17 protein-coding genes are annotated in these 23304 nt (G+C 63.9%); 11 read left to right on the forward strand and 6 right to left on the reverse strand.

All coding sequences use genetic code 11. From position 1 onward, the window contains the following. The first annotated feature begins 201 nt into the window (after positions 1-201). The 5 genes from ABJF10_RS14955 (at position 202) to ABJF10_RS14975 (ending at position 3673) form a co-directional block, all read left to right on the forward strand. Positions 202-723: a sigma-70 family RNA polymerase sigma factor gene (locus tag ABJF10_RS14955; RefSeq protein WP_348545390.1), complete on the forward strand. Its 522-nt coding sequence runs from the start codon at positions 202-204 to the stop codon at positions 721-723. Beyond that, positions 710-1231 carry a hypothetical protein gene (locus ABJF10_RS14960; RefSeq protein ID WP_348545391.1) on the forward strand — a complete coding sequence of 174 codons (522 nt, stop codon included), beginning with the start codon at positions 710-712 and terminating at the stop codon, positions 1229-1231. Before ABJF10_RS14955 ends, ABJF10_RS14960 begins: the two co-directional genes overlap by 14 nt. Before the next feature lie 15 nt (positions 1232-1246). Beyond that, on the forward strand, positions 1247-2545 hold the full coding sequence (locus tag ABJF10_RS14965) for a PDZ domain-containing protein (protein WP_348545392.1): 1299 nt from the start codon (positions 1247-1249) through the stop codon (positions 2543-2545). A gap of 156 nt (positions 2546-2701) precedes the next feature. Further along, positions 2702-3034, forward strand: a complete 333-nt coding sequence (locus ABJF10_RS14970) for a DUF1801 domain-containing protein (RefSeq protein WP_348545393.1) — start codon at positions 2702-2704, stop codon at positions 3032-3034. Positions 3035-3079: 45 nt separating this feature from the next. Next, on the forward strand, positions 3080-3673 hold the full coding sequence (locus ABJF10_RS14975; protein WP_348545394.1) for a YdeI/OmpD-associated family protein: 594 nt from the start codon (positions 3080-3082) through the stop codon (positions 3671-3673). A 15-nt stretch (positions 3674-3688) separates the two neighbouring features. Here ABJF10_RS14975 and ABJF10_RS14980 read toward each other — a convergent pair whose 3' ends face one another. From ABJF10_RS14980 to ABJF10_RS14995, 4 genes are all read right to left on the reverse strand, one after another. Beyond that, a complete protein-coding gene (locus ABJF10_RS14980; RefSeq protein ID WP_348545395.1) occupies positions 3689-4066 on the reverse strand; it encodes a hypothetical protein in 378 nt (125 codons plus the stop codon). Positions 4067-4261: 195 nt separating this feature from the next. Beyond that, a complete protein-coding gene (locus ABJF10_RS14985) occupies positions 4262-6493 on the reverse strand; it encodes a HEAT repeat domain-containing protein (RefSeq protein ID WP_348545396.1) in 2232 nt (743 codons plus the stop codon). After that, positions 6493-7863 (reverse strand): DUF1552 domain-containing protein, encoded by a 1371-nt coding sequence (locus ABJF10_RS14990; protein WP_348545397.1) that lies wholly within the window; start codon positions 7861-7863, stop codon positions 6493-6495. The genes ABJF10_RS14985 and ABJF10_RS14990 overlap by 1 nt, the downstream gene beginning before the upstream one ends. Positions 7864-7930: 67 nt before the next feature. After that, complete coding sequence (locus tag ABJF10_RS14995) at positions 7931-10279, reverse strand: DUF1592 domain-containing protein (protein WP_348545398.1); 2349 nt, start codon at positions 10277-10279, stop codon at positions 7931-7933. A gap of 546 nt (positions 10280-10825) precedes the next feature. Between ABJF10_RS14995 and ABJF10_RS15000 the strand changes: the two genes are divergently transcribed. The 3 genes from ABJF10_RS15000 (at position 10826) to ABJF10_RS15010 (ending at position 13165) form a co-directional block, all read left to right on the forward strand. After that, positions 10826-11389 carry a hypothetical protein gene (locus ABJF10_RS15000; protein ID WP_348545399.1) on the forward strand — a complete coding sequence of 188 codons (564 nt, stop codon included), beginning with the start codon at positions 10826-10828 and terminating at the stop codon, positions 11387-11389. 79 nt (positions 11390-11468) lie between these two features. Beyond that, on the forward strand, positions 11469-12155 hold the full coding sequence (locus ABJF10_RS15005; protein ID WP_348545400.1) for a lysophospholipid acyltransferase family protein: 687 nt from the start codon (positions 11469-11471) through the stop codon (positions 12153-12155). Continuing rightward, positions 12152-13165, forward strand: coding sequence for a hypothetical protein (locus ABJF10_RS15010; protein ID WP_348545401.1), 1014 nt, complete (start codon positions 12152-12154; stop codon positions 13163-13165). Before ABJF10_RS15005 ends, ABJF10_RS15010 begins: the two co-directional genes overlap by 4 nt. Before the next feature lie 73 nt (positions 13166-13238). On the opposite strand, the gene ABJF10_RS15015 is transcribed toward ABJF10_RS15010, so the two are convergent. Both ABJF10_RS15015 and ABJF10_RS15020 read right to left on the reverse strand, forming a co-directional pair. Continuing rightward, entirely contained in the window at positions 13239-13430 is a 192-nt protein-coding gene (locus ABJF10_RS15015; RefSeq protein ID WP_348545402.1) for a hypothetical protein, read from the reverse strand. After that, positions 13427-14059, reverse strand: coding sequence for a CerR family C-terminal domain-containing protein (locus ABJF10_RS15020; RefSeq protein WP_348545403.1), 633 nt, complete (start codon positions 14057-14059; stop codon positions 13427-13429). The genes ABJF10_RS15015 and ABJF10_RS15020 overlap by 4 nt, the downstream gene beginning before the upstream one ends. A 157-nt stretch (positions 14060-14216) precedes the next feature. Between ABJF10_RS15020 and ABJF10_RS15025 the strand changes: the two genes are divergently transcribed. The 3 genes from ABJF10_RS15025 to ABJF10_RS15035 form a co-directional block, all read left to right on the forward strand. Then, positions 14217-15458, forward strand: a complete 1242-nt coding sequence (locus tag ABJF10_RS15025; RefSeq protein ID WP_348545404.1) for an MFS transporter — start codon at positions 14217-14219, stop codon at positions 15456-15458. An 86-nt stretch (positions 15459-15544) separates the two neighbouring features. Continuing rightward, positions 15545-18964: a HEAT repeat domain-containing protein gene (locus tag ABJF10_RS15030; protein ID WP_348545405.1), complete on the forward strand. Its 3420-nt coding sequence runs from the start codon at positions 15545-15547 to the stop codon at positions 18962-18964. A 139-nt stretch (positions 18965-19103) separates the two neighbouring features. Next, on the forward strand, positions 19104-23304 hold a 4201-nt coding region (locus tag ABJF10_RS15035; protein ID WP_348545406.1), incomplete at its 3' end, for a PVC-type heme-binding CxxCH protein.

Raw genomic sequence — 23304 nt, forward strand, 5'->3', positions numbered from 1 at the left:
TACCGCGGGGACTTCGCTAACTTTTTGCAGAAAGGATGAAATATCCGGGTTAAGCTGCATTAAGGTGATTTAAGCCTCGCAAAAAAAATCCACCCAGTGAATCGAGCCAAAACACCCCCTCAGGCAACCTTCTTCCCGGTCTAATTCTCCCAGACAAAAACCATGCCCGGCGGCGTTTCCCCAATTGAAGACTCCCGCTTCATGAATGAAAGCGACCACACCACACCTTGGGAAGCGTGCTACCGTGAGCTTGGGCCGAAATTGCTGCTTTTTGCGCGGCAATGGGTGCCTACGCCCACGGACGCCGAGGACGTGGTGCAGACGGCTTTTATCAAGTTCTGGCAGCATCGGCCCGACGCCCACCCGGAACACTATCCTCTGCTCTACGCCGCCGTCCGGACCAGCGCCCTCGATTTCCGCCGCAGCGGTGAGCGCCGTTTGCGGCGGGAGGCAAATCCGGCCGTCGAGGTTCTGCGCGAGGATTCCACTTTCTTTGACCACGGCGTGGAGCAGCGCGAAGACGCTGCGCTGGTCGAGGCGGCGCTCCGTGAACTGCCGTCGGAGCAGCGTGAAGTGGTCGTGCTGCGCGTTTGGGGCGGGCTCACTTTCGCGGAAATCGCCACCGCTCTCGATCAATCGATCAACACGGTGACCTCACGCCATCGTTACGCCTTGGAAGCGCTCCGGCGCGAAATGAAGCCCTACTCTCATGAACGACACTGAATTTGAAACCCACCTCCGCGGGCTCTTGCGGCCTGTTGCGCCCTCCGCGGAACTGCATGGGCGCATTCACGAAGAACTTTCAACGGATGTCAGACAGCCGCGCGCCTACTCCGGCCGGCTCACGTCTCCGAAGCGTGGCTTTCTGCAGGTGCTGCTGCGGGATTTCGGCTGGGCCTGTGCCGGGGCGGCCGCAGCGCTCGCGATCTTCGCCATGCTACCGGCGAAGCAAACACCGGCCAGTCCAACGGAGGCAACGACCGGCAGTTCTTCCACCGAATCCCCAGCGACGGTCGCCCAGACCAGCACCTTCGAGCACGATGAAACCACGAACCAGCTCGTGGCGACGGAGGATTCCGAGCAACTCGTCGAAACCGACGACGGACCGGCGCGCGAAGTGCGCTACACCTATCTCGAACGCCATGCCTGGTCCAACCCCACCACCGGGGCGCGCGTCTATCTCGAGGTGCCGCGCGAGGACGTTTACCTCCTTCCTGTTTCTCTCCAATAACCCGCCGTGATGATGATGAAGACCGCACCCCAATTCCTCCTCGCTGCCGCGCTCGCGCTCGGCGCCTCGCTGGCTGTGGCCCAGGATGACCAAAAGCCCGCTCCACCGCCGGCGGCTCCCGCACCGGATGCTGCGAATCGCCCAACCGAGCCGAATCCACAGAAGCCGTCGCCCCCGCCCCCCACGCCCGGTCACGATGGTCGGCATCACGGAGGCCCGCGCCCTCCGGAGGACGGCCGTCACGGTGATGCCCCCCCTTCCCATCCGGAAGGTGGCGACGGGCGCCCGGATGGCTGGCGCCGTCCGTCGGGGTGGCAGGGTCCGCCCCCCTCCAAACCGACGTCCTACATCGGCGTCATCACCACGCCACCGCCCTCCGTGCTCACCGCGCAACTGGGCCTCGCGGACGGCTTCGGCCTCGTGGTCAGCGATGTCCTGCCCGACAGCCCCGCGGCCAAGGCCGGCGTGCAGCGCAACGACGTATTGACGAAATTCAACGACCAGCAGCTGGTGGATTCGGGCCAGTTCTCCACGCTCGTGCGCGCCCTCAAGAAAGGCACCGAGGCTTCCATCACGCTGCTCCGCAAGGCGCAGGAGCAGACCTTGAAGGTCACCATCGATGAGCGCGCGCTTCCCGAGCGCCGCCCGCTTCCGGGACCGGGGGGCTACCCGGGCCAGGAGTACCGGCGCATGCAGGGTGATTCCGGTAATTCGGGCGCACCCGTGCAGGAGTTCGCGCGCCGCCTGCAAGAGCAAGGCGCGCGCATTCAGGAGGAGACCGATCGGCAACAGGAGCGGATGAAAGCCTACGACAAGAAGATGCAGGAATATCAGGAACGCATGAAGATCTGGCAGAAGGACCAGACCGGCGAACCACCGGAGCATCCGGGCGCACCGCCCACCCCGGATATTCGCTCTTTCCAGATTCCCAAGCTGCCGAGACTGCCCTCCCAAACCGCTCCGGCCCCTATTTCGCCGGAAGACATCCTCCGTGAAGTGCGGCCCGGAGGCGTGGCGCAGATCCGCCTGCTCCAGCCGGATGGCTCCGTCACTTACAACATGGCCAACGCGCGGCTGGTGATGAAGGACGACACCGGCGAGGTCGAAATGACCATGCACGATGGCAAGCGGTCGCTCGTCGCCCGCAATGCCCAGGGCGAGACCGTCTTCGACGGCCCAATCGACACCGAGGAGCAACGCAAGGCGCTGCCCGAGGATGTTCGCAAGAAGATCGAGATGATCGAAGTGCAGAAGAACATGGCCCAGATGCGGGCGCAGGCGGCCGACCCGGTGCTCCTGAACGACGTGCAGTAGGCGGTGCTGCTGAAGGCGTAGACGACGGTTGCGAGGCAGGGCCTCAAAAGCCGCCCGCGATCAGTGGCAAGGAGGGCTTGTTTGTCGACTGGCGGTCATGGAAAGTCGGCGCACCGCTGCCGTCGAAAAGAAATGAGATCCCCAAGATTCAAATCCGTGGAGGACTATCTCGCCTCACTGGACCCGCCGAAAGCAAGGACCCTCAGGTCGGTGATTGATTTCATTCTGGCCCAATTTCCCGAACTGGAATCCAAAATTTCCTGGAACGTGCCCCAAATCCACCGGAACGGGAAATACGTCTTTGGCCTTTGTGCCTTCCGGCATCATCTCACGCTGTCACCCTGGAGTCCCCGTGTCATCGCAGATTTCAAGCCGAGGTTGGGAGAGCTTGTCGTCAAGCAGCATGTCTTTCAGATCCCGGTCGATTGGACGATCGATAGAAAGTTGGTGAAGGATTTGGTCCGAGCAAGATTGGACGAACTGGACTAGAAGACCTTTGCCCGTTTCACGGATCGATCGATTTACAGACCCATCATGAATGCCAAAGCAGACAAGAATCCCACGGTGGACGCGTTTTTCCGCAAAGCCAAAACGTGGCGGGATGAAATGGAAAAATTCAGAACGATCGTTCTGAGCTGCGGGCTGACCGAAGAATTGAAGTGGGGTAAACCCTGTTACACGTTTCAGGAAAGCAACATCGTCATTCTCCAGGGATTCAAGGAATTCTGTGCGCTTCTGTTTGCCAAAGGCGCCTTGTTAAAAGATCCCAAGAATATTCTCGAAAAGCCCGGCGAGAGCACGCAGGCGGCGCGCCGGATTCCGTTCACCGATGTGCGCGAAATCGTGAAGATGGAGCCCGTCTTGAAAGCCTACATTCGCGAGGCCATCGCCGCGGAAAAAGCCGGTTTGAAAGTGGAGTTCAAAAAGAACCCGGAGCCTGTTCCGGAAGAACTGCAAAACAGATTGGATGAAACGCCTGCCTTCAAAACTGCTTTTGAGGCCCTGACACCGGGACGGCAAAGAGCCTACATCCTCTATTTTTCCGCCGCCAAACAATCCAAGACCCGGGAGGCGCGAGTGGAGAAATGCCGGCCACAGATTCTCAAGGGAAAGGGATTGGATGATTAGCTTGCACGACAAGGACTAGCGATGGCCGCGGCGGAGGAGGGCGACGAAGGTGCAGAAGGCCGCGCACAGTCCCAGGGCGAGGAGGTTTTCGCGGAGGTCGGGGGCGAAGATGAGGATGAATCCGCGACCTTTCACGAGGGCGGCGAAGCTCGAGACGCAGAAGGGCATGAGGAAGAGACGGAAGATACCCCAGCCATTCAGGCGCGAGGCGCCGATGGCGGCGCGGGTGCTGAGCAGCAAGGCGCAGCCGATGATCCCGCTCAGGCCAACCGAAGTGAGCCAGAGCATGGGACTCGGATCGAAGTAGCGGACGAGGACAACGGCATACCAGATCGCGTAGCACCACAGGATGAGGCGGGCGGTGTCGAGTTGGCGGAGGTAGCGAAGCAGCACGCGCGATTTCCAAACATCCCGCCACGCGAAAGGCCAGCGAATCCGCTCAGAAGGTGTATCGAAAAGCGAGGATAGACCACGGATGACACGGATGGGCACGGATGAAAGGCCTCTTTTTCAGCAATCCGTCCCCATCCGCGTCATCCGTGCAATCCGTGGTCAAAACTCTGTTCCGCCAACTTTCGGTCCACCCGCTCAGGGCGCGGAAGGATCGATCTTCTTGAGGGCGGCGTTGGCCGAGGCGCGCAGGGCGCCGTCTTGCGCGGCGACCTCGCGCAGTTTGGGCGCGGCGTCCTTGGCCTCGGGGCCGAGGCTGCCGAGGGATTCGCAGGCGAAGGTCTTCACCCTCGGGTCGTTCACCGAAAGCATCGCCAGCAAGTCCGGCACGTTCTTGACACCGATGGCCTTGAGGGCGCGCATGGCCTCGCCCCGCTCCGTCTCCTTCTCAAGCATGGTGATGAGACCTGGGACGGCGGCGCTGGCGGCCGGGCCGTACTTGGCGAGCGCATGGGCCACGGCGCGGCGTACCTTGCCGGATTCGGTACTGCGGGCGAGCGGGGCGAGCACGGTGATCGCCTTGCCGTTGTCGGTCTCCACGCTGGCCAGGGCGGTGGCGGCGGAAGCTCGCACGTCAGGCGCCGAATCGCGCACGGCTTCATAAATCAACGGCAAGGCCTCCTTCGCGCCCGGCCCGATCCCGGTGAGCACCGGTAGAATGCTGGTCCGCTGATCGTCTTTCTTCGACTTCGCCATCTCGACCAGACGCGGCACGGCAGGCGCAGCCGCCGGCCCGATATGCCCGAGGGCTTCGACGACACTCGACTGCAAGACGGGGTCATCCAGACGCGAGATCAAGGCGTTGACTGCCGGCGCGGCCTTGTCGCCGAGCTGGCCCAGCGCCTGCACAGCGGCGATGCGCCCGGCCGGGTTGTCGTCGGAAAGCAAATCCACCAAGCCATCGACGCCCAGCGCGGCGGCACCACCGAGCGCCGCCATGCCCGCGGCGGCGGCCCTCCGCACTTGGGGATCCTTGTCGGTGAGGGCTTCCTGCAATAGCGGCTTCAGGCGACCGGAATCGGCGTGGACCGCAACGAGCGCACGGAAAGCCGCGGCCTGCACCGCCGGGCTGGAATCCTTCGTCGAGACGAACAGGGATTTTGCCGCCGTGTCCGCTTCGTGGCCCATCTCTGCCAGGGCGTTGGCGGCGGCGATGCGGACTTCCGGGGTGTTGCTCTTCAGAGCCTCGGCCAGCACGGGCACGGCGGGCGGCCCGAAGCTGTGGAGGATGCGCAGCACCCATTTGCTCTCCGCGGGTTTGCTCTTCTGCAAAATGTCGAGCAAGGCGGGCAGCGCCTTGGGCCCGATTTGCGCGAGCGCGTCGGCATAAGCGGGAGCGCCATCCGCCGTCCGCGCGGCTTGCAGCAACGTGGGCAAGGCATCAACCGCGCCTGGACCGACCCGGCCGAGCGCCCGGGCGGCGCGTTCCCGCACCGCGGGGTTGTTGTCCTTGAGCAGCGCGGCGAGCTTGGGCACCGCCGCCTGGCGCACGGCGGAGTTACTGAGCAGCGCATTCAACGCCGCGTGGCGGAGGGTCTCATTCTCATCCGTCACCGCCGGCAGAATTAGCGCCACACAGCGATCCGGGGGCACGCCGGTTTTGGGGAGCGCCGCGAGCAAGGCAGTGCGCGCCAACGGGTCTTTTTCGTTCGTCGCCGCTTGCTCGACGTCCTTCGCTCCCGCTTGAAACGGCGGATTCATCAGTGCGAGCGCGTTGGCGGCGCCGGTGCGACGACGGGCCTCGGAATCTTGCAGCGCGGTCACGAGCGCGGGGCCGGCATTAGCGCCGATCAGGGCGAGCGTCTGGGCGGATTCGTCGCGGAGGGGATCCTGGTTGTCGGCCAAATTCTTGATCAGAGCAGGAACGGCATCGTGCGCGGCGGGTCCCATGGCGCCCAAGGCGCGCGTCGCGCCCATCCGCAGCGACCCGTCGCCCTCGCCCAAGGCCTGGATGAGCGGCGGCACCGCCGGAGCGCCAATGCGCGACAGCGCGTAGGCCGTGCGCATCATGCCCTGGCGAAGATCGCGTTCGCGCTTGCCGCGTCCCTTGCGGCTGTCGAAGCGCTCGATCAAGACCGGAATCGCCTCCTGTGCATCCGGCCCGATCGCGGCGATCGCCTGGATGACGTAGGACCAAATCTGCTTGTCGTCATCGTCCAGCGCCTTGAGCAGGGCGGGCAGCGCCGGCTTGGCGGCGGCACCGAGGTGCAAAAGCTGGAAAGCCGCCTCGCGCCGCGCCGGCAGATCCTTGGAGGCCAGTTGCTCCGTCAGTTTGTTGATCGAAGGCGGGGCATCTTCGGCCAGCACGCCAGTCACGAGCAGGCTCGAAAAGAGCCCGGCAGCCAACGCCCGGGGGAACTTCCAGGACATCACCCTTCGAGGCCGCGCAGCGGTCCGGTGCTGTCGCCGAATGAATCCTCTTTGGAGCCCATGCGTTGCATCATCGCCAGGAGCAGGTTCGCCATGGGCGTTTCCGGCGCGTAGCGCAAATGCCGACCCGGCTGAATGGTGCCACCACCCCGGCCCGCCATGAGCAACGGCAGATTGTCGTGGTCGTGCCGGTCGCCATCGGCGAGGCCGCCGCCATAGACGAGCATCGAGTGGTCGAGCAGGGTGCTGCCGTCGCCCTCGGGAATCGAACGCAGGCGCTCGAGCAGATAGGCGAACTGCTGCATGTGAAAACGATTGATGTCGCGAATCTTCATCAGCTTCGCGTGGTCGCCCTGGTGATGCGAGAGCGAGTGATGGCCGTCGGCCACCCCGATATTCTTGTAGCTGCGGTTGCTGCCCTCGTTGGCCAGCATGAAGGTGCAGACGCGGGTCGTGTCGGACTGGAAGGCGAGCACCATCATGTCGGCCATGAGGCGCGCATGGTCCTCGTAGCTCTCCGGGATGCCCTCGGGGATTTCGTAGCCATTGGTCACCGAGCTATTTGCGCTGGCCACGGCCTTTTCCGCTTCCTCCACGCGCTGCTCGATCTCGCGCACAGCGGAGAGATATTCGTCGAGCTTCTGGCGATCGTTACCGCCGACCTTGGATTGCAGGGACTTGGCGTCCTCGAGGACGAAATCGAGGATGCTCTTTTTGTAGATCTCGCGGCGCTTCTGACCCTCGCTCACTTCTTTCGGCACGGAGTTCGCAAAGAGGCGCTCGAAGACGAGGCGCGGATTGATCTCGCGGGTCATGGGCGTCGACTCATTGCGCCACGAGATGTTGTTGGAATAAGCGCAGGAGTAGCCGGTATCGCACTTGCCGCCCTGGCGCCCGGGCTCAAGGCCGAGTTCCAGCGAACCAAAGCGCGTCTGGTTGCCCACGGCGTGCGCGGCCATTTGATCGGCAGAGATGCCCACGCGAATCTGCGAGCCTTCGCTCTTCAACGGCTGCGAGCAGGTGAGCCAGCTTCCGGCGGAGCGGGCGTGATCGCCGCCGCCGTCGTTATTCGAGCGACCCTTGTCCTGGGCCAACCCGCTAAGAACCAGCAACTCGCTCTTGTAGGGCTGGAGCGGCTGCAGGATGTAGGGCAAATCGAAGTCCGCGCCGGTAGCGAGCGGGGTCCACTCCGTGGTGTTCACGCCGTTCGGGACGAAGAGGAAAGCCATGCGCGTCGGGGACTTGGCCGCGGTGCCCGCGGCAGCCGCCAGCGAGCGGGCGGGCAGCATCGCCTCGAGCATCGGCAGGGCCATGGCGGCGCCAAGGCCTCGCAGGAAGGTGCGGCGGTGAAGGACGGGCGGCTGATTCATAAAGCGATGTACTGAGGTAACCCCGAAACGGGCGCAATGTTGGGTATAAGGGGCGTTAATTAGCGGGTCAATTCTTGGCCACGACTTCCGGGCGGCGTTTCAGGAAGGGATCACTGGTGACGATCGCGGTGACCAAGGCGGCGAAATGGTTGCCCTGCGGGGCGATCTTCGCGGTGATGGCATCCACGGAGCACTTGTCGTAGCGCTCCAGGCCGCGACCGAGGGCGAAAGTGAGCATCTTCTGCGTGATACAGCGCACGAACTTCTTGTCGCCCTTGAGGATTTTCTTCAATTCGCGGGGGCCGGAGAAGGTGGTGCCGTTGGTGAGCTTGCCGGAGGGGTCGACGGGGAATTTTCCGTCGCTATCGCGCCAGGCGCCGGTGGCGTCGAAGTTCTCCAGCGCGAAGCCGAGCGGGTCCATCTTGGCATGACAACCGGCGCATTCGGCGCGGCTGCGATGCTGCTCCAGGCGCTGGCGGACGGAGGTGGTCTGGTTGATCTGCTTTTGCTCCTGGAGCGGCGGGACATCGGGCGGCGGCGGGGGCGGCGGGGTGCCGAGAATTTGCTCGAGGATCCACTTGCCGCGAATAACGGGCGAGGTGCGCGTGGGCGTGGAGGTGGAGACCAGCACGCTGCCCTGCGTGAGCACACCGCCCCGGGGTGAATCCTTTGGCAGGGTCACGCGCTGGAACTCTTTTCCCTTCACGCCTTCGATGCCGTAGTAGCGGGCGAGATCTTCATTGAGGAAGGTGAAGTCCGCATCGATGAGGTCGGTCACGGGGCGATCTTCCTTGATGATCGCCTCGAAGAAACGCTCGGTTTCCTCTTTCATCGCACCCTTCAATTCGTCCTTCCACTTCGGGAAGGTATCGGGGTCGATGGCCACGTCCCAGATATTGCGAATCTGGAGCCACTGGTCGCCGAAATTGTCCACCAAGGCGCGCGCGCGCCAGTCGTGCAGCATGCGGGTCACCTGCTTTTCCAGCACCTCGGGTTTGCGCAGTTCACCTTTGGCGGCGAGGGCGAAGAGCTCGGCGTCCGGCATGCTGCTCCAGAGGAAATACGAAAGGCGGGAAGCGATCTCGTAATCGGTGAGATCGCGGGTGTCGCCGGGCTTGGCGCTGGCCGGGTCGAGTTCCCAGCGATAGAGGAAATTCGGCGAGCAGAGCGCGGCCTGAAAGGCGGTCTGGATCCCCTCGAGGAAGGAGCCGCCATTCTTCTGCGCGAGTTCCACGAACTTCGCCACGCGCTCGACTTCCGCGGGGGCCACCGGGCGGCGATACGCCTCGGGGAGGAAGCGACCGATGATCTCCATGGCGACCTCGTGCTCCTGGCCGGGCTGTGGCATCCGCGTGATGAGGCGCTTGTGGCTCTCCGGCAAGGCAGGCGCTCCACCGGGCGGCGTCTGGATCTCCACCGACTCGACGAAGACATTGCGATCGCCGCGCAGCTTGGGGTCGGCATTGTTGGCGTCGTTGTAGTTGTTGAGGAAGGCCACGGCAATCTGCCGCGCGCCGGCGGGGAGCGTCGCCCGCGCCTCGTAATTCTTGGCTTTGACCTCGTTGCCCACATTGAAAACGGCGACCTCCTTGCCGTCCACACGCAGGGCCAGCTTGGGCAGTTCAGGGCCGGCGAGCTCGCCGTAAGCGCGCACGCGGAAGAGGTATTCACCCGGACGCGGCGCGGAGTATTTGGCCACGCCTTCCGCTTCGCGGTAGAGCCCGAGGGTCTTGTTATCCAGGGGGCGAATCGCCGCGGGATCCTTGGCCAGGAACTGATCGCCCGCCAGGCGCTTCACTTCCCGCTTGGCCTCGGTATCCAGCACGATGGCCTTGTGGACGATTTCATCCGCCGCCACCATGTACTTTTCCATGAGCATCGGCGGGAGCGAAAGCACGTCGCCGATATTGTCGAAGCCGTAACCGACCTCGTCGTTCGGGAAATCCTCGGGATTGAAATCCACGCCCATGAGGTCGCGGATGGTGTTCTGATACTCGGCGCGGTTCAGCCGGCGGATGGTGACCTTGCCGGGGTTGACCGGGCCCGTGCAGTCCGATTTCGAAAGCTGGCCATCGATGAACTTGATCATCAGGTCGCGCTGCGAGTCGTTCGGCTGCGGCTTCTTCTCCGGCGGCATGTCGCCCCCTTCCACGACCTCGGCCACTTTTTCCCAGATTTTGCGGTTCTCCTCCAGCTTCGGGTTATCGGCCACGGAAAGCAGGTTGACGTCACCCTTCTGCTTCTTGTCGTTGTGGCAATCGAAGCAGTACTTTTCCAGCACCGGCTTGATGTGATCCTTGAGGGTCACCGGCCCGGCAGCGGGGGCCGTTTCGGCCATCGCCACAGGCGCGAAAAGGCACCCGGCAGCCAGAGTGGCACAGGTGGCGATCAGGAAGGAGGAGGGGCGAAGCGTCATCAGTAGCCGACAAAGATACACGCGATTCAACCGCCGGCCACTCTGGGAATTAGGGGGTGTCGCAGGGAAGGATGAGATTTTTGGCCGTCCAGGAAGCGCGATTCAAACAAGGCGCCGTGTCCTCACGCCGGGAGGAATCCTGCTCCTGCGGCCTCTGCTTGGGGCGCGCGGAGTGAATTTCCCGCAATGGAGCCAATGGAACCAATGGAGCAATGCACTTTTTCCGCCGTGTCATGCCATACTTTCGCACATGAACCTCAGCCCGATTACTCCACTCCAGCGGTCGAAATCCACCCGGCTGCTTCAACCCTTCGCCTCCAGCCGCAGCCAACCCAACAAGGGGTCGCCGGCGGGATTCCGGGAGAGGCCAGTCCAGAGTAATCGTGCCTGGTCGTGCCTAATCGTGCCTCGTTTTTTTTCGAGCTGGCCATCCGCGCGAACTTGAGCCGAACCGACATGCAGACCCGCCTTTGCGACTTGCGGGTGCCGGGTGCGGCGTTGCCGTGCTTTCGCCATCAGCATATGCAAGAGCCTGTTCTCTCCCCTATGAAAGCCACTCTATTGTTGCTGCTCCCTGCGATTCTGATGGCCGCATCAGCATCCGGAGCCGGAAAATACTCGAAGGAGATCCCCAAAATTGCGGTGCCCCTCCCTGCGGTCACGGCGATTACGCTCGACGCGCGCAATGTCGCGGCTGGGCGCTCGCTTTCCAATACCGTGGCACCAAATCCCGACGCCACCCGGAAGACGACGACGCATAGCGAGACGCTAGAGATCAATGTCCGGAATCTCGGACCGGTCCTCGCCAATGTGACCGTCCATTGGTTCTGGGTAGGGCGGTACGTGACAAGCGGGAACTGGTTCCGGGCAGGCGAAGGCGAAAAGGCGCTGGCGATCGATTCGAAGAAATCGGAGGTCGTCCTGGCAGAGTGCGGCGATGTCGAAGGGCACGTAACCAAGGCGGCGAATGAGCACTACAAGAGCGGCGGAAATATGCTGGGCTGGGTCGTGACGGTAATGAACAGCCAGGGAGAGATTCAGGCAGTGAAGGCCAGCGACGCGTACCTGCAAGGGTTCGCTATTGAGCAACCACCGAAGAAGAGGAAGTAGCGAGGCTCGGAGCTTGCCTTGCAGTGAGGTGCAAAATCCCCTTTGCGCGGGCGGCGCGGCTTCCCTAGCCTGCGCGCCCGTGCGCTGGCTCGCCTACATGATCTCGCGCTTCCTGTTGAAGCTGATTCTCGGGGTGGTCGTGAAGACCCACGTCCTCCACCGCGAGCGTTCGCGCCTGCCCGGCGGGTGGTTGTTTGTCTCGAATCACATCAGTCATTTCGATCCGCCTTTTCTCACCGTGGCGGCGTTCCGGAAGCTGGACTGGATGGCGACGCGCGAGCTGTATCACCCTTGGCCGGTGGCGCTGTGGATGAAGGCGGTGGATACGTTTCCGGTGGACCGCGAGCGTGCCGACCGCGCAGCGACGCGCGAGACGTTGGAACGGGTGAAGCGCGGGCGGGTCGTGGGAATTTTTCCCGAGGGCGGCATCCGCGATGGGGCGAACTCCGTGCTGGAAGGTGCGTCGCTCAAGCCCGGCCTCGCTGGGCTGGCGCAATTGAGCGGGGCGCCGGTGGTGCCGTGTGCGCTGATCGGCAGTGACCAGCTCTACACGCATCGCAACTGGATCCCGTTCCGCAAGAGCGAGGCTTGGATCGCGTTTGGTGAGCCGCTGTATGTCGAAGGCGAAGGCAAGGAGGCGCGGGCGGCTTTTGAGGAACGCATCGCGGCGGCGTTGCGGGCGCTTTATGCGGAACTCAAGGAGCGCTTTGCGCTCACGGAAAAGGATCTGCCGCAGCCGCCGGCCCGGCGCAAAGGCCGGCTATGATCTGGCGCCGCCTGAGCGCCCGGACGCTCGACACCGCGATGTGCGCGATGATGTTTGCCATCCAGCGCCGGCACCGGCTCCACCCCGGCAGTCGCGAGGCGCTGGCCGCTTACCTCGATTCCTGCGCTCCGCTTTCCCGTAACGCTTACTTTGCGCTCGCGCCGGCCGAAATCCTCGACACCGAGGGGATCGGACCACGTTCGCTCGCCTGGCAAAGCCCCATTACGAGCGGCCATGCCGCCAATGATATCGCCTATGCCGTCTATTTCCCCGCGCCGGGAAAACCCGAAGCTCCGACCGTTCTCTTCCTGCACGCCCTGATGTCGGCGAGCGACCGCGGCTACCGCCAATGGGCCGCGCGCTTCAACGCCGCAGGCTGGGGGGCGTGCTTCGTGCATCTACCCTACCACTACTCGCGCACGCCGCGCGGCTTTCGGAATGGGGAGCTGGCGATCACGTCGGACCTCGTCCGCAATGCCGAGGGGCTGCGGCAAGGCGTGGCGGAGTTGCGGCAACTCATGGCGTGGCTGCGGGGGAAAGGGGTGCGCGAGTTTGGTTTGTGGGGCTGCAGCTACGGCGGGTGGATCGGGGCGTTGCTGGCCTCGGTGGAGAAGGATTTTCGATTCGTCGCGCTGCTCGAGCCGATTGTCAATGTGGACCACGCAATCTGGAAGTCGCCCACCGGGACGGCGCTGCGGCGGGAGTTGCGGCGGGTGGGGATCGAGCCCGCGTTGCCCGCGCGGCACTTTTCGCTGATCTCGCCGCTGCACGGGCAGCCTCTGTGCGGTGCGGATCGGGTGCTGCTGGCGGCGGGGGAGTTCGATACGATCGCCCGGGCGGTGGATGTAGCCGAACTACAGACGCGGTGGGCGGGCGCGACGATGATTACCGAGCCGCAGGGCCACTTTGGTTATCGGCTCATGCCAGCAGCATGGAGATGGCTGGAGAGCAAAGGGTGGCTATCTGGACAAACATCCAACACCCAACATCCAACGTCCAACATCCAATAAAGAGCCGCCACCGCCGCGCGCTTGCGCCATTGGACTTTGGGTGTTGGATGTTCTGCCTTTTCCTCCGCCTCCCCTACTCCAGATCCGCCAACTGATCCGGCGGCAGCGTCATGCAGGCGGCGAGGAAATCGGCGAAGAGCCAGGCGGCGCCGGCGCCTTTGTGGGCGCGCTTGCGGTTGGCGCTGATGGGCGCCGGCATCCGGCGGCGATGCTCCGGATCGTCGTGCGGCGGGATCAGGCTCTTGAAGCGGCGGCGGGTGTTCATGAGGCGGCGCGGATAGCGGCCAGCGAGAAGGCGTAGATGTGCTCGACGAGTTCCTCGATGGTCGGTGGTTGGGTGGCGAGTTTGGGGTAAAGGCGCTCGATGAGGGGACGATCGTGCAGGTAGAAAAGGCACTGGCTGACGACGCTGAAGCCGATCATCCATTCGCGGTCCTGCGAGAGCTTGCCGCCGGTGAGCTCCTTGACGATCTGCTGCAATTCACCGGCGCGCGGGCGGATGGATTCCTCGACCAGGATGTCGAGCGCATCGGTCGGCTCGGTCATCTCCCGGGCCATGAGCAGGCCGTGCCATTTCGGGCGATCGGGATGGAGCAGGCGATGGAGAAAGCCATCGGTAAAATGGCGCAACCGCTCCTCGGGAGTGCCGGTCCCGAGTTCGATCGGGCCACCCAGGTTCTGGGCGGTGCAGTGGCATTCGTTCAGCACGGCGCGGTAGAGCTCCGCCTTGTCGCGGAAGTGGTAATTGATCGCCGCGACATTGACCCCGGCGCGATCGGTGATCTCCCGGACGGTGGCCTTATGAAAGCCGCGCTCGGCAAAGATCTCCCCGGCCGCATACAGGAGCTTGCGGCGGGTATCTTGAATAACGGCGGTTTCAGCGACAACCAACATGGGTTTCAAATGCTTGTTTGAAACAGGAGTATGAAACAGGCGCTTGAGTAGTCAATCTCTTTGTGTTCCAGTCTCCGTCCCGCGCCTGCCCCGGCGTGGATTTACTCTTGTGAGCGACTCCTCTTCCACCTCTTCCCCTGCCGATTCGGCCGCTCCAATGAGCCCGTTTTCGCTGCTCAAGGGGGGCCCTTTTGCCCGCTATATGGCGGGGGAGACCATTTCCATGCTGGGGACCTGGATGCAGATGATGGCCCAGGGCTGGGTGGTGGCCGGGCTCACGACAAGCGCCTTCACACTCGGGCTGATGAATTTTGCCTCGGGGCTGCCGATGCTCCTGCTCACCACATGGGGCGGGGTATTGGCCGATCGGCACGACAAACGCCGCATCCTGCTCGCCACGCAAATCGTGCAGATCGCGATCGCGGTCTGGATCGGCTGGCTGGTGGCGCGCGGGACGGTGACGGTGTGGCATATCATTGCGGCGGGGGTCTGCCTGGGAATCAGCGCGGCGTTTGAGATGCCGGCCGCTTCGGCTCTGGTGCCGGAGTTGGTAGCGCGTCCACAACTGCGCTCGGCCATTGCCGTGGACCGCTCGATTTTTCACGCGACCCGGCTCGCGGGGCCGGCGCTGGGCGGATGGCTGATCGGCCAGATGGGCACGTCCTCGGCGTTTTACGCGAATGCGCTGAGCTTCGTGGCCATGATCGTGGCGCTGGCGACGCTGCCTCCGCGGGTCCAGGGCAGCGCGGAGGAGGAAGCGCAGCGCCAGACGGGCATGCGGGATGGCTGGAACTATGTGCGCGGCGATGCTCCCACCCGCACCATGCTTCTCATGCTGGCCTCGGCGACGGTGTGCATTTCGCCCTTTTTCATGATCATGATGCCGCTCTACTCGCGGCATATCCTGCACATCCCGGCAGGTGAACACGGCATCCTGATGGGTTCATCCGGTCTCGGCGCGTTCGCGGGTTCGCTCTGGCTGCTGCGCATCGCAGCGGATCATCGCAACGCCTACCTACGCGGCGCGGTGGGCGCGATCGTGGTATCGATGCTGGCACTCTCCATGGCGCGCAATCTGTCCGAGGCGATCGTGGCGATGGTCATTCTCACCATTGGCACTTCGACGGTCTTCGGGCTGGCGAATACGATCGTGCAGGAGCGGGCGCCGGATGCCATCCGCGGGCGCGTGTCGGCGCTGGCGGGGTTGAGCTTTTTTGGCGTGCTGCCTTTCTCGGGGCTGGTGATGACGAAGTTCGCCGACTTCATCGGGCTGCGCGTGGCCATGGGCGCGGCGGCTCTGTTGTTTGGCGCCCTGGCCGCGACGTTCCTTTACCGGCATCACTGCGCCTGCACGCGACAGCCGGTGGTTTCGGAGCCGGCCGTTTCGACGGTGGCGTAACGCTTCGCGCCTTGCCGCGCGACTTGTTTCTGGAATCGGGGTAAGTGCGTGGTAAATCTTCCAGTTCCCACTCTGCCATCCCGCCCATGAATCGCCTTTTTCGTCTCGCCTGCGTCTCGCTCACCCTGCTGCCCGCGTTCACCTTTGCCCAGACCACCGAGGGGGGCGATGGCAAGAGCAAGAAGGACCGCGACCCGGCAAATGTCTCCGCAACCGATAGCGGCGACGTGGCGTTGAAGAAGTTCGTCGTCGCGCCGGGCTTGCGCGTCGACCTTTGGGCCGAGGAGCCGCTCATCGAGAATGTCGTGGCCTTCGCCTTCGACGAGAAGGGACGTGCTTTCGTCGTCGAGACGCACCGCCGCCGCACGTCCGCGCCCGACATTCGCAAGAACATGGAGTGGCTCAACGATTCGCTGGCTATGCGGACGGTGGAGGATCGCGTGAATTTTCTGCACAAGGCGCTGGACCCGGAGTTGAAGCTCAAGCCGAACAAGGACCACGTGGACGTCAATGGCGACGGGCAATTCGACTGGCGCGACTGGGCGGTGGAGAGCGAGGACATCAAGCTGGTGGAAGATCGCAACGACACCGGCAAGGCGGACACGGCGAATGTCTTCGTGTCGGATTTTCATTCACTGGAGACGGGCACGGCGGCGGGCGTGGCGGTGCGCGGCGATGACGTGTGGCTCGCGTGCATCCCGGACGTGTGGCATTTCCGTGGCGCACGCGAAGGCAAAGCCGCGTCGCGCGACCAGTTGCTGACGGGCTTCGGCGTGCATGTGGCCTACGGCGGCCACGATATGCACGGCACGAAGATTGGCCCCGACGGGCGGCTCTACTGGACGATTGCGGACACCGGCGCGCACGTGACGACGAAGGAGGGCAAGGTGATTGACAATCCGGACAGCGGGGCAGTATTCCGCTGCGATCCCGACGGCGCGAACATGGAACTCGTTGCGACCGGGCTGCGCAATCCGCAGTCGCTCGCGTTCAACGATCTCGGCGATCTCTTCACCGGCGACAACAATGCGGACGGCGGGGACAAAGCGCGCTGGACACATGTGGTGGAGGGCGGCGACTACGGCTGGCGCATCGGCTGGCAATTCCTGCCGAAGCTCGGACCGTGGAACTCGGAGGGCATGTGGCACCTCGACAACAACCCGACGAACCTCGGGCTGCTGCCGCCGGTGGGATTGATCGGGCACGGGCCCGCAGGCATTGCGCATTATCCGGGCACGGGACTTCCGGATGGTTACGCAGACCATTTTTTCTACGCGGATTTTCCGGGCGGGGTGCGCTCGTTTGCGCTGAAGCCGAAGGGCGCGAGTTACACAGTGGACAACCCGAACGACGTGCTCCAGGACAACAAGCCCGGGCAGATGACGGGCAAGCTGCTGTGGAATTTGTATCCGAGCGACGTGCAGTTCAGCACCAATGGTGGAGCCTATGTGCTCGACTGGGTCTTCGGCTGGGAGAAGACGGGCAAGGGGCGGATCTTCCGCGTACACGATCCGGTCGTGGATGCCAGCCCGCTGGTGCAGGAAACGAAGCGCTTGCTCGCGGATGGGCCGGGCAAATTCAGCACCGAGGATCTTGCCAACTCGCTCGCCCACGCCGACCAGCGCGTGCGGCTCATGGCGCAGTTCGAACTCGTGAAGCGCGGCGAACTCGACGCACTCGTGCAGGCCGCGACGCTGGAGAAGAATCCGGTGATCATGCGACTCCACGCGATCTGGGGGATCACGCAGTTGGCGCGGCATCATCATCATGATCGCGATGCCTCGAAGACGCTGGCGGCGCTGGCCAAAGACAAGGAACCCGAGGTGCGCGCGCAGTGGGCGAAGTACATCGGCGACGCGGGCAACAAAAGTGAAGTCGATGTGGTGATCCGCCTGCTCGCCGACGCGGAGCCGCGCGTGCGCTTCTTTGCCGCGCAGGCGCTCGGCAAGCTGGGCATCAAGGAAGCGGTGCCGGCACTGATCGCGCAGCGTGAATTGAACAACGACTCCGATCCTTATGTGCGGCATGCGGTGGTCGTTTCGCTCGCGGCGCTGGCCGATGAACCGACGCTGCTCAAAGCGGCGGCGAACGAATCCAACGCCATCCGCACCGTCGCGCTGCTCGCTCTCACCCGGCAGCACAGCCCGGAAGTCGCGCGCTTCCTGACTGACAAAAACTCCCAACTCGTGCTCGAAGCCGCGCGCGCGATTCATGATCGGGAGATTCCTGCGGCGCTACCCAAACTCGCCGCGCTGGCGGAGAAACCGGGCCTGCCGGAGCCGCTGAGCCGCCGGGCCATCGATGCCAATTTTCTCCTCGGCACCGCCGAGGCTGCGCATCGCCTGGCCAAAATCGCCGGCGACGCCAAGGCGCCGTCGACACTTCGGCTCGACGCGCTCGATGCGCTGGGCGTGTGGAACGAACCATTTCATCGCGACCGCGTGAATGGCCTCTGGCACAGGCTGGCGGGGTCGCGCAACGCGCAGGCGCCGGCGGCCTCCGCCGCCAAGATTCTCCCCGCACTCATGCGCGAGCCCGCGGAGGCGCTGCGCCTCGCCGCGGCGAACATGGCCGGTGGCTTGCATGTGACCGCCAGCGAGAGCGTCCTGCTTTCGGTCGTGGGCGATAAGAGTCTCGGCGGAAAAACCCGCGCCGCCGCCCTGCGCGCGCTCGGCACGATGGAGTCCGCGAAGCTCGCCGACGGCATCAAGGTGGCGGTCTCCGACACGGACAAACCATTGCTCGAAGCCGCCCGCCAGCTCGCCGCCAAAGTCTCACCCGCCGATGCCGTGAAGCTCAACGCACCGGTGCTCGAGAAGGGCACACTGCGTGAAAAGCAGTCCGCGCTCGCCACGATCGGCTCGCTGCCCGTGCCGGAGGCGGACACGGTGATTCTCGCGGAACTCGACAAGCTCGATGCCCGCAACCTCGCCCCCGGACTGTGGCTCGACCTCATCGAAGCCGCAGCGCAACGCCACAACCCGGAGATCAAGCGCCGGCTGGAGGCCCGCGAAACGAAGCTCGCGCAAGACAAAGACACCCTCGCCAAATGGCGGGATTGCCTCGAGGGCGGCAATGCCAAACACGGTCACGAAGTTTTCGCCGAAAAGGCCGAGGCCGCCTGCATGCGTTGCCACAAGTGGAAAGGCGAAGGCGGCGATGTCGGTCCGGACCTCGCCAAGATCAGCCAGGCGATGGATCGCATTTACATTCTTGAGAGCATCGTCGATCCCAACGCGAAAATCGCGCCCGGCTATGACAGCGTGCTGCTCACCTTGAACAACGGCGACATCCTTCTCGGGGTGCTCAACGCCGAGGATGCAAACGAAGTAACCGTCACCAATGTCACCGACGGCAAGCGCATGAAGATCAAGACCGCGGACATCAAGGAACGCACCCACGCCCCGAGCCCCATGCCCCCAGGCATGGGCGAAGTGCTCGGCAAGAGCGATCTGCGCGACGTGGTGGAATTCCTCGCCACGGGAAAGACCAAAGACGCGCCATAGGCGCGCCCCATTGTCATCCTGAGCTTGCCGAAGGATGACAGGAGGCAGGAATGTGGAAGCACATACGGCGAATGTGGATTCTGCATAGCGACCCATCGCTAACGGCAGCACGAGGATGTGGTCTACTGGTCACCAAATCATGTCGCGCCTCCTCCCCTGCTTGCTCGCACTCTCCGTCGCTGCTTCCGCGCTGGCCGCGCCGATCAAAGTCCTGGTCGTCGCCGATTCGCCGGGCCTGCCGACTCTGATCAAGAAGGATGGGGCCGATGTGGAGGTCGCCGCGACACTGGATGACACGGCGCTCACCCGGGCGGACGTGCTCGTCCTGGCCAGCGCCGAACCCCAACCCACAGCGGCAACGCATCGCAATGCGCTGGAAACTTTCGCCAAACGGGGCGGTGGGATCGTAGCCTTGCGCGGTGCAATTGGGGCCGGCGAAGCGACCTGGTGGAAGCCGCTGATCGGCGGTGCATGGACGGACCAGAGCCGCAAGTTCGCCAACAAGTTGATGCTTTTCACGCTCACCGATTCCCATCCGATCACCAAGGCCGCCACGCCATTCGATCTCGATGACGAAACTTTCTACGACCTCGATCGTGACGAGGCGATCAACGTGCTCGCCTCCGCCTTCACGGCGAAGGTCACCTCGAAGCGCGCCGACTCCCATTCGCCAGAGCGCGCCGATCGCGCGAACGTCTACGATCTCCAGCCGCAGATGTGGAGTTTCGAAGGTGCGGACAGGCACCGTGCATTCGTCCTTTTGCAAGGCAACGCGGAATCGCTCCAGCACCCCAGCATTCGCAGCTTCATCCTGCGCGGCATCGCGTGGGCGGCCAGGCGCGAGAACGTGGACGAACTGTGCAGCAACGACGATCTGGCGACGCTGCGCTATCCCAAGGATGGCGCGCGACTCGCGGCGGACACGGTGAAGTCGTTCGACCTGCTGCCGGGCTTCAAGGCCACCGCCATTGCGAGCGAACCGCTCATCACCAAGCCCATCGCCATGCAGTGGGACGCGCGCGGCCGATTGTGGATCGCAGAGACACCGGAGTATCCGAACGGCCGCCGCCCGCTGGTGACCGAGCCGTGGAAGGAAACCGGTGTGCTCGTCCCGGGCAATTACGACCGTCCGGCGCGGGATCGCATCAGCATCCTCAGCAACCCGGATGCGAACGGACAATTCACCAAAAAAAGCGTCTACTACGAAGGGCTCGAGCTCGTCACCGGCTTCTGTCTCTATGGCGATGGCGTCATCGCGGTGCACCAACCGGACATCGTCTTCATTCACGGCGAGGGCGCGGCGCAAAAGGTAGAGCGGCTCTACACGGGCTTCACGCCGGGCGATACGCATTTCGTGGCGAATCATTTCATCGTCGCGCCGGACGGCTGGATCTACACCGACACCGGCAGCGGACCGAGCGTGCAATCGGTCGCCCATCCCGAAGTGAAGGCACAGCTCGGTTCCGGCATGTTCCGCTTCAAGCCGGATGGCAGCGCGATCGAGCAGGTTTCTTCCAAAGGCGGCAATAGCTTCGGCGGCGACGTCATGAGCAACGGCGAACTGCTCTTCGGCCAGGCGACGAGCGGCAATCCGGTGCAACACGTCGTGCTGCCCGAATGGATTTTGAATGCGGGCAAGGTCGGCAAGGCGGTCAGCGCGGAGAGCGTGATCAACCAACGCAAAATCATCCGCACCGACATGCCCGACCGGGCGCCGTTCATGCAGATCGATGTCGTCGGCGGCTACAGTGCAGCCTGCGCGAGCACGGTGTATGAAGCCGGGGCGTGGCCGTCGGAATGGAACAACAGCGTCTTCTGCACGGAGCCGATCCTCGACATCATCCACTGCGAAAAGCTGGCCGCCAACGGCCCGACCTTCACCGGCCAACCGGTCCCTTCCGATCGCGAATGGCTGCGCTCACATGACTTCTGGTTCTTCCCGAACGACGTCGAATTCGGCCCGGACGGTGCGATGTATGTGCTCGATTTCTATTGCCCGGTGGTGGCCCATAGTGACACGCGCGGCCCGCAGCATAGCAAGGCGGGGGCGAGCGTGCGGCCCGATCGCGATCACTATTTCGGGCGCATCTATCGCATCCAGCACGACGCCGCCACGTCGCTCGCAATCCCGGACCTCACCAAGGCCGACGCCGCGACGCTGGTGAAGACGTTTCTCCATCCGAACAAACTCACCCGCTTCACTGCACATCGCTTGCTGATGGATCGTAGCGATGCCGCAAACGTGGCACCGCAACTCACGACGATGGCCACCGAAGAGCAGTTCACACCCGCGCGCATCCTGGCCCTGTGGGCGCTGGAGCGACTCGGTAAACTCTCTCCGCAAACATTGCAAACGGCACTGAAAAGTGACGACAGCGACGTCCGGAAATCCGCGCTGCTCGTGGCCGAGGCGCTGGGGGTGAAAAACACCGTCGACGTCGCCACGTTGCTCGATGATTCCGACGCGCGTGTGCGGTTGCTCGCGCTGCGTGCCATGGCCTCGAGTCCACTGACCACCGAATCCGCCGCCGCCCTGCTCGCAGTGCTGCCGAAGCTCGATGACGATTGGTCGCGCAGCGCCGCCATTGCGGTGGCCTCCTCGAACGCCGGACCCGTGCTGGAGGCCGCGCTTGCGATGAAAGCCGCGCCGAGCAATGCGCTGCTCGATCTTGCCAGCTCGCTAGCCAGGTCCCTCGCGGAAAAGCAGGGCAGCGACGCACTGGCCAAAGTCGTCATCGCCACCGCGAAAGCTTCGCCGGACGCCGCACCCCTCGCGCTCGCCGTGCTCGAAGCAGCGGCCAACAAGCTGCCACCGGCCCCCGCCGACGCCACTGGATTGAACGCGGCTTTGCAGACTTTGCTCGCTTCGACCTCTGGTCTCTCCACCGGCGCCCTGCCCTTCGCGGTCGCATGGGACCAGACGGGCGCATTGAAGCCCACCGTTGCAGGATTGATCGATGGAAAGCTGAAGGCGCTTGGCGAGACGAAGATGTCTGACAGCGCCCGCGCGGTGGAGATCCGCGGTCTTGTTCACGCCCGCGCGGCCGATGCTCGCATCATTCCCGCGGTGTTGGGCTTCGTCGCGGCTCCCGGCCAACTTGGCCTCGACACCATCGCCGCACTCGCGGCCACCGCTGATCCCGCGCTCGGCAAGCCGCTGGTCGCCAAGCTCGCGGAACTCACGCCCACCGCGCAGACTGCACTCTTCGATGCGCTGACCACGCGCTCGGAATGGGCGAACGATGTGCTCGACGCTCTCGAATCGAAAGAGCTGAAGCCCGCGCTGCTTGGCCCGGCCCGCCTGAGCAAACTGCGCCTCCATCCCGACTCGGCGGTCGCGAAGCGCGCGGCGAAATCGATCACCGAACTGGGCAGTGGGACGAATCCCGCGAAAGACGAGATCATCGCCAAGCTGCTGCCCGTGATCGAAAGTCAGCCAGGCGACATCGCCAGGGGCAAGGTGGCCTTCACCACGACGTGCGCGATCTGCCACAAACTCAATGGCGAAGGCCAGGAGGTCGGTCCAGTGCTCGACGGCATCGGCGTGCACGGTACGAACGAATTGCTCATCCACATCATCGATCCCAGCCGGGTGGTCGACAACGAGCACCGCACCTGGAGTATCGCGTTGAAAGACGGCTCGTACGCCATGGGCATCATCGCTCGGGAGAACGAGAGCGCGCTCACGCTGCATCTGCCGGGCGGCGTGTCGCAGGACGTCAAGATCGCCGACATCAAATCGCGGCAGGACACGGGACTCTCGCTGATGCCCGAGGGCTTCGAGGCGCTCGGTGCGGATACGCTGCGCGACATTCTCGCCTACCTGCGCGGCGGCAGTACGAAATACCGGGCGCTCGATCTCGGGAGCGCCTTCACGACCGATACCTTGCGCGGGCTCTACAATGCGCGCGAAGCACTGAACGATACCGTACACCCGAAACACTATGGAGTCGTGACGGTGGAAGGCGTCCCCTTCGCCCTGCCCGACCCGAGCACCACACCCACCGGAGGCAACGCTATCGTGCTGAAGAACAGCGTGAATGAAACGACCTACGCGGGCACGATGCCGCAACGTGTCGAGATTCCAGTGGGCTATCCGATCGGCAACCTGCACTTTCTCGGCGGCGTTGCGGGATGGGGCGGCGCGGCGGACTCGCACAAGCCAGCGATGAAGGTGAGCATCGAGCACGCCGACGGGCAGAAGCAGGTCGAGGAACTCTACACCGGCGATGTATTCATCGACTACCCGAGCCGGGAGGAGGTGCCGGGCTCGAAGCGAGCCGACGGCGTCGTGATGAAGCATCATGTGCGTTATTTTTCGCTACCGATCGCGGACCGCA

The sequence above is a fragment of the Chthoniobacter sp. genome (assembly GCF_040003245.1).
GTDB lineage: Bacteria > Verrucomicrobiota > Verrucomicrobiia > Chthoniobacterales > Chthoniobacteraceae > Chthoniobacter.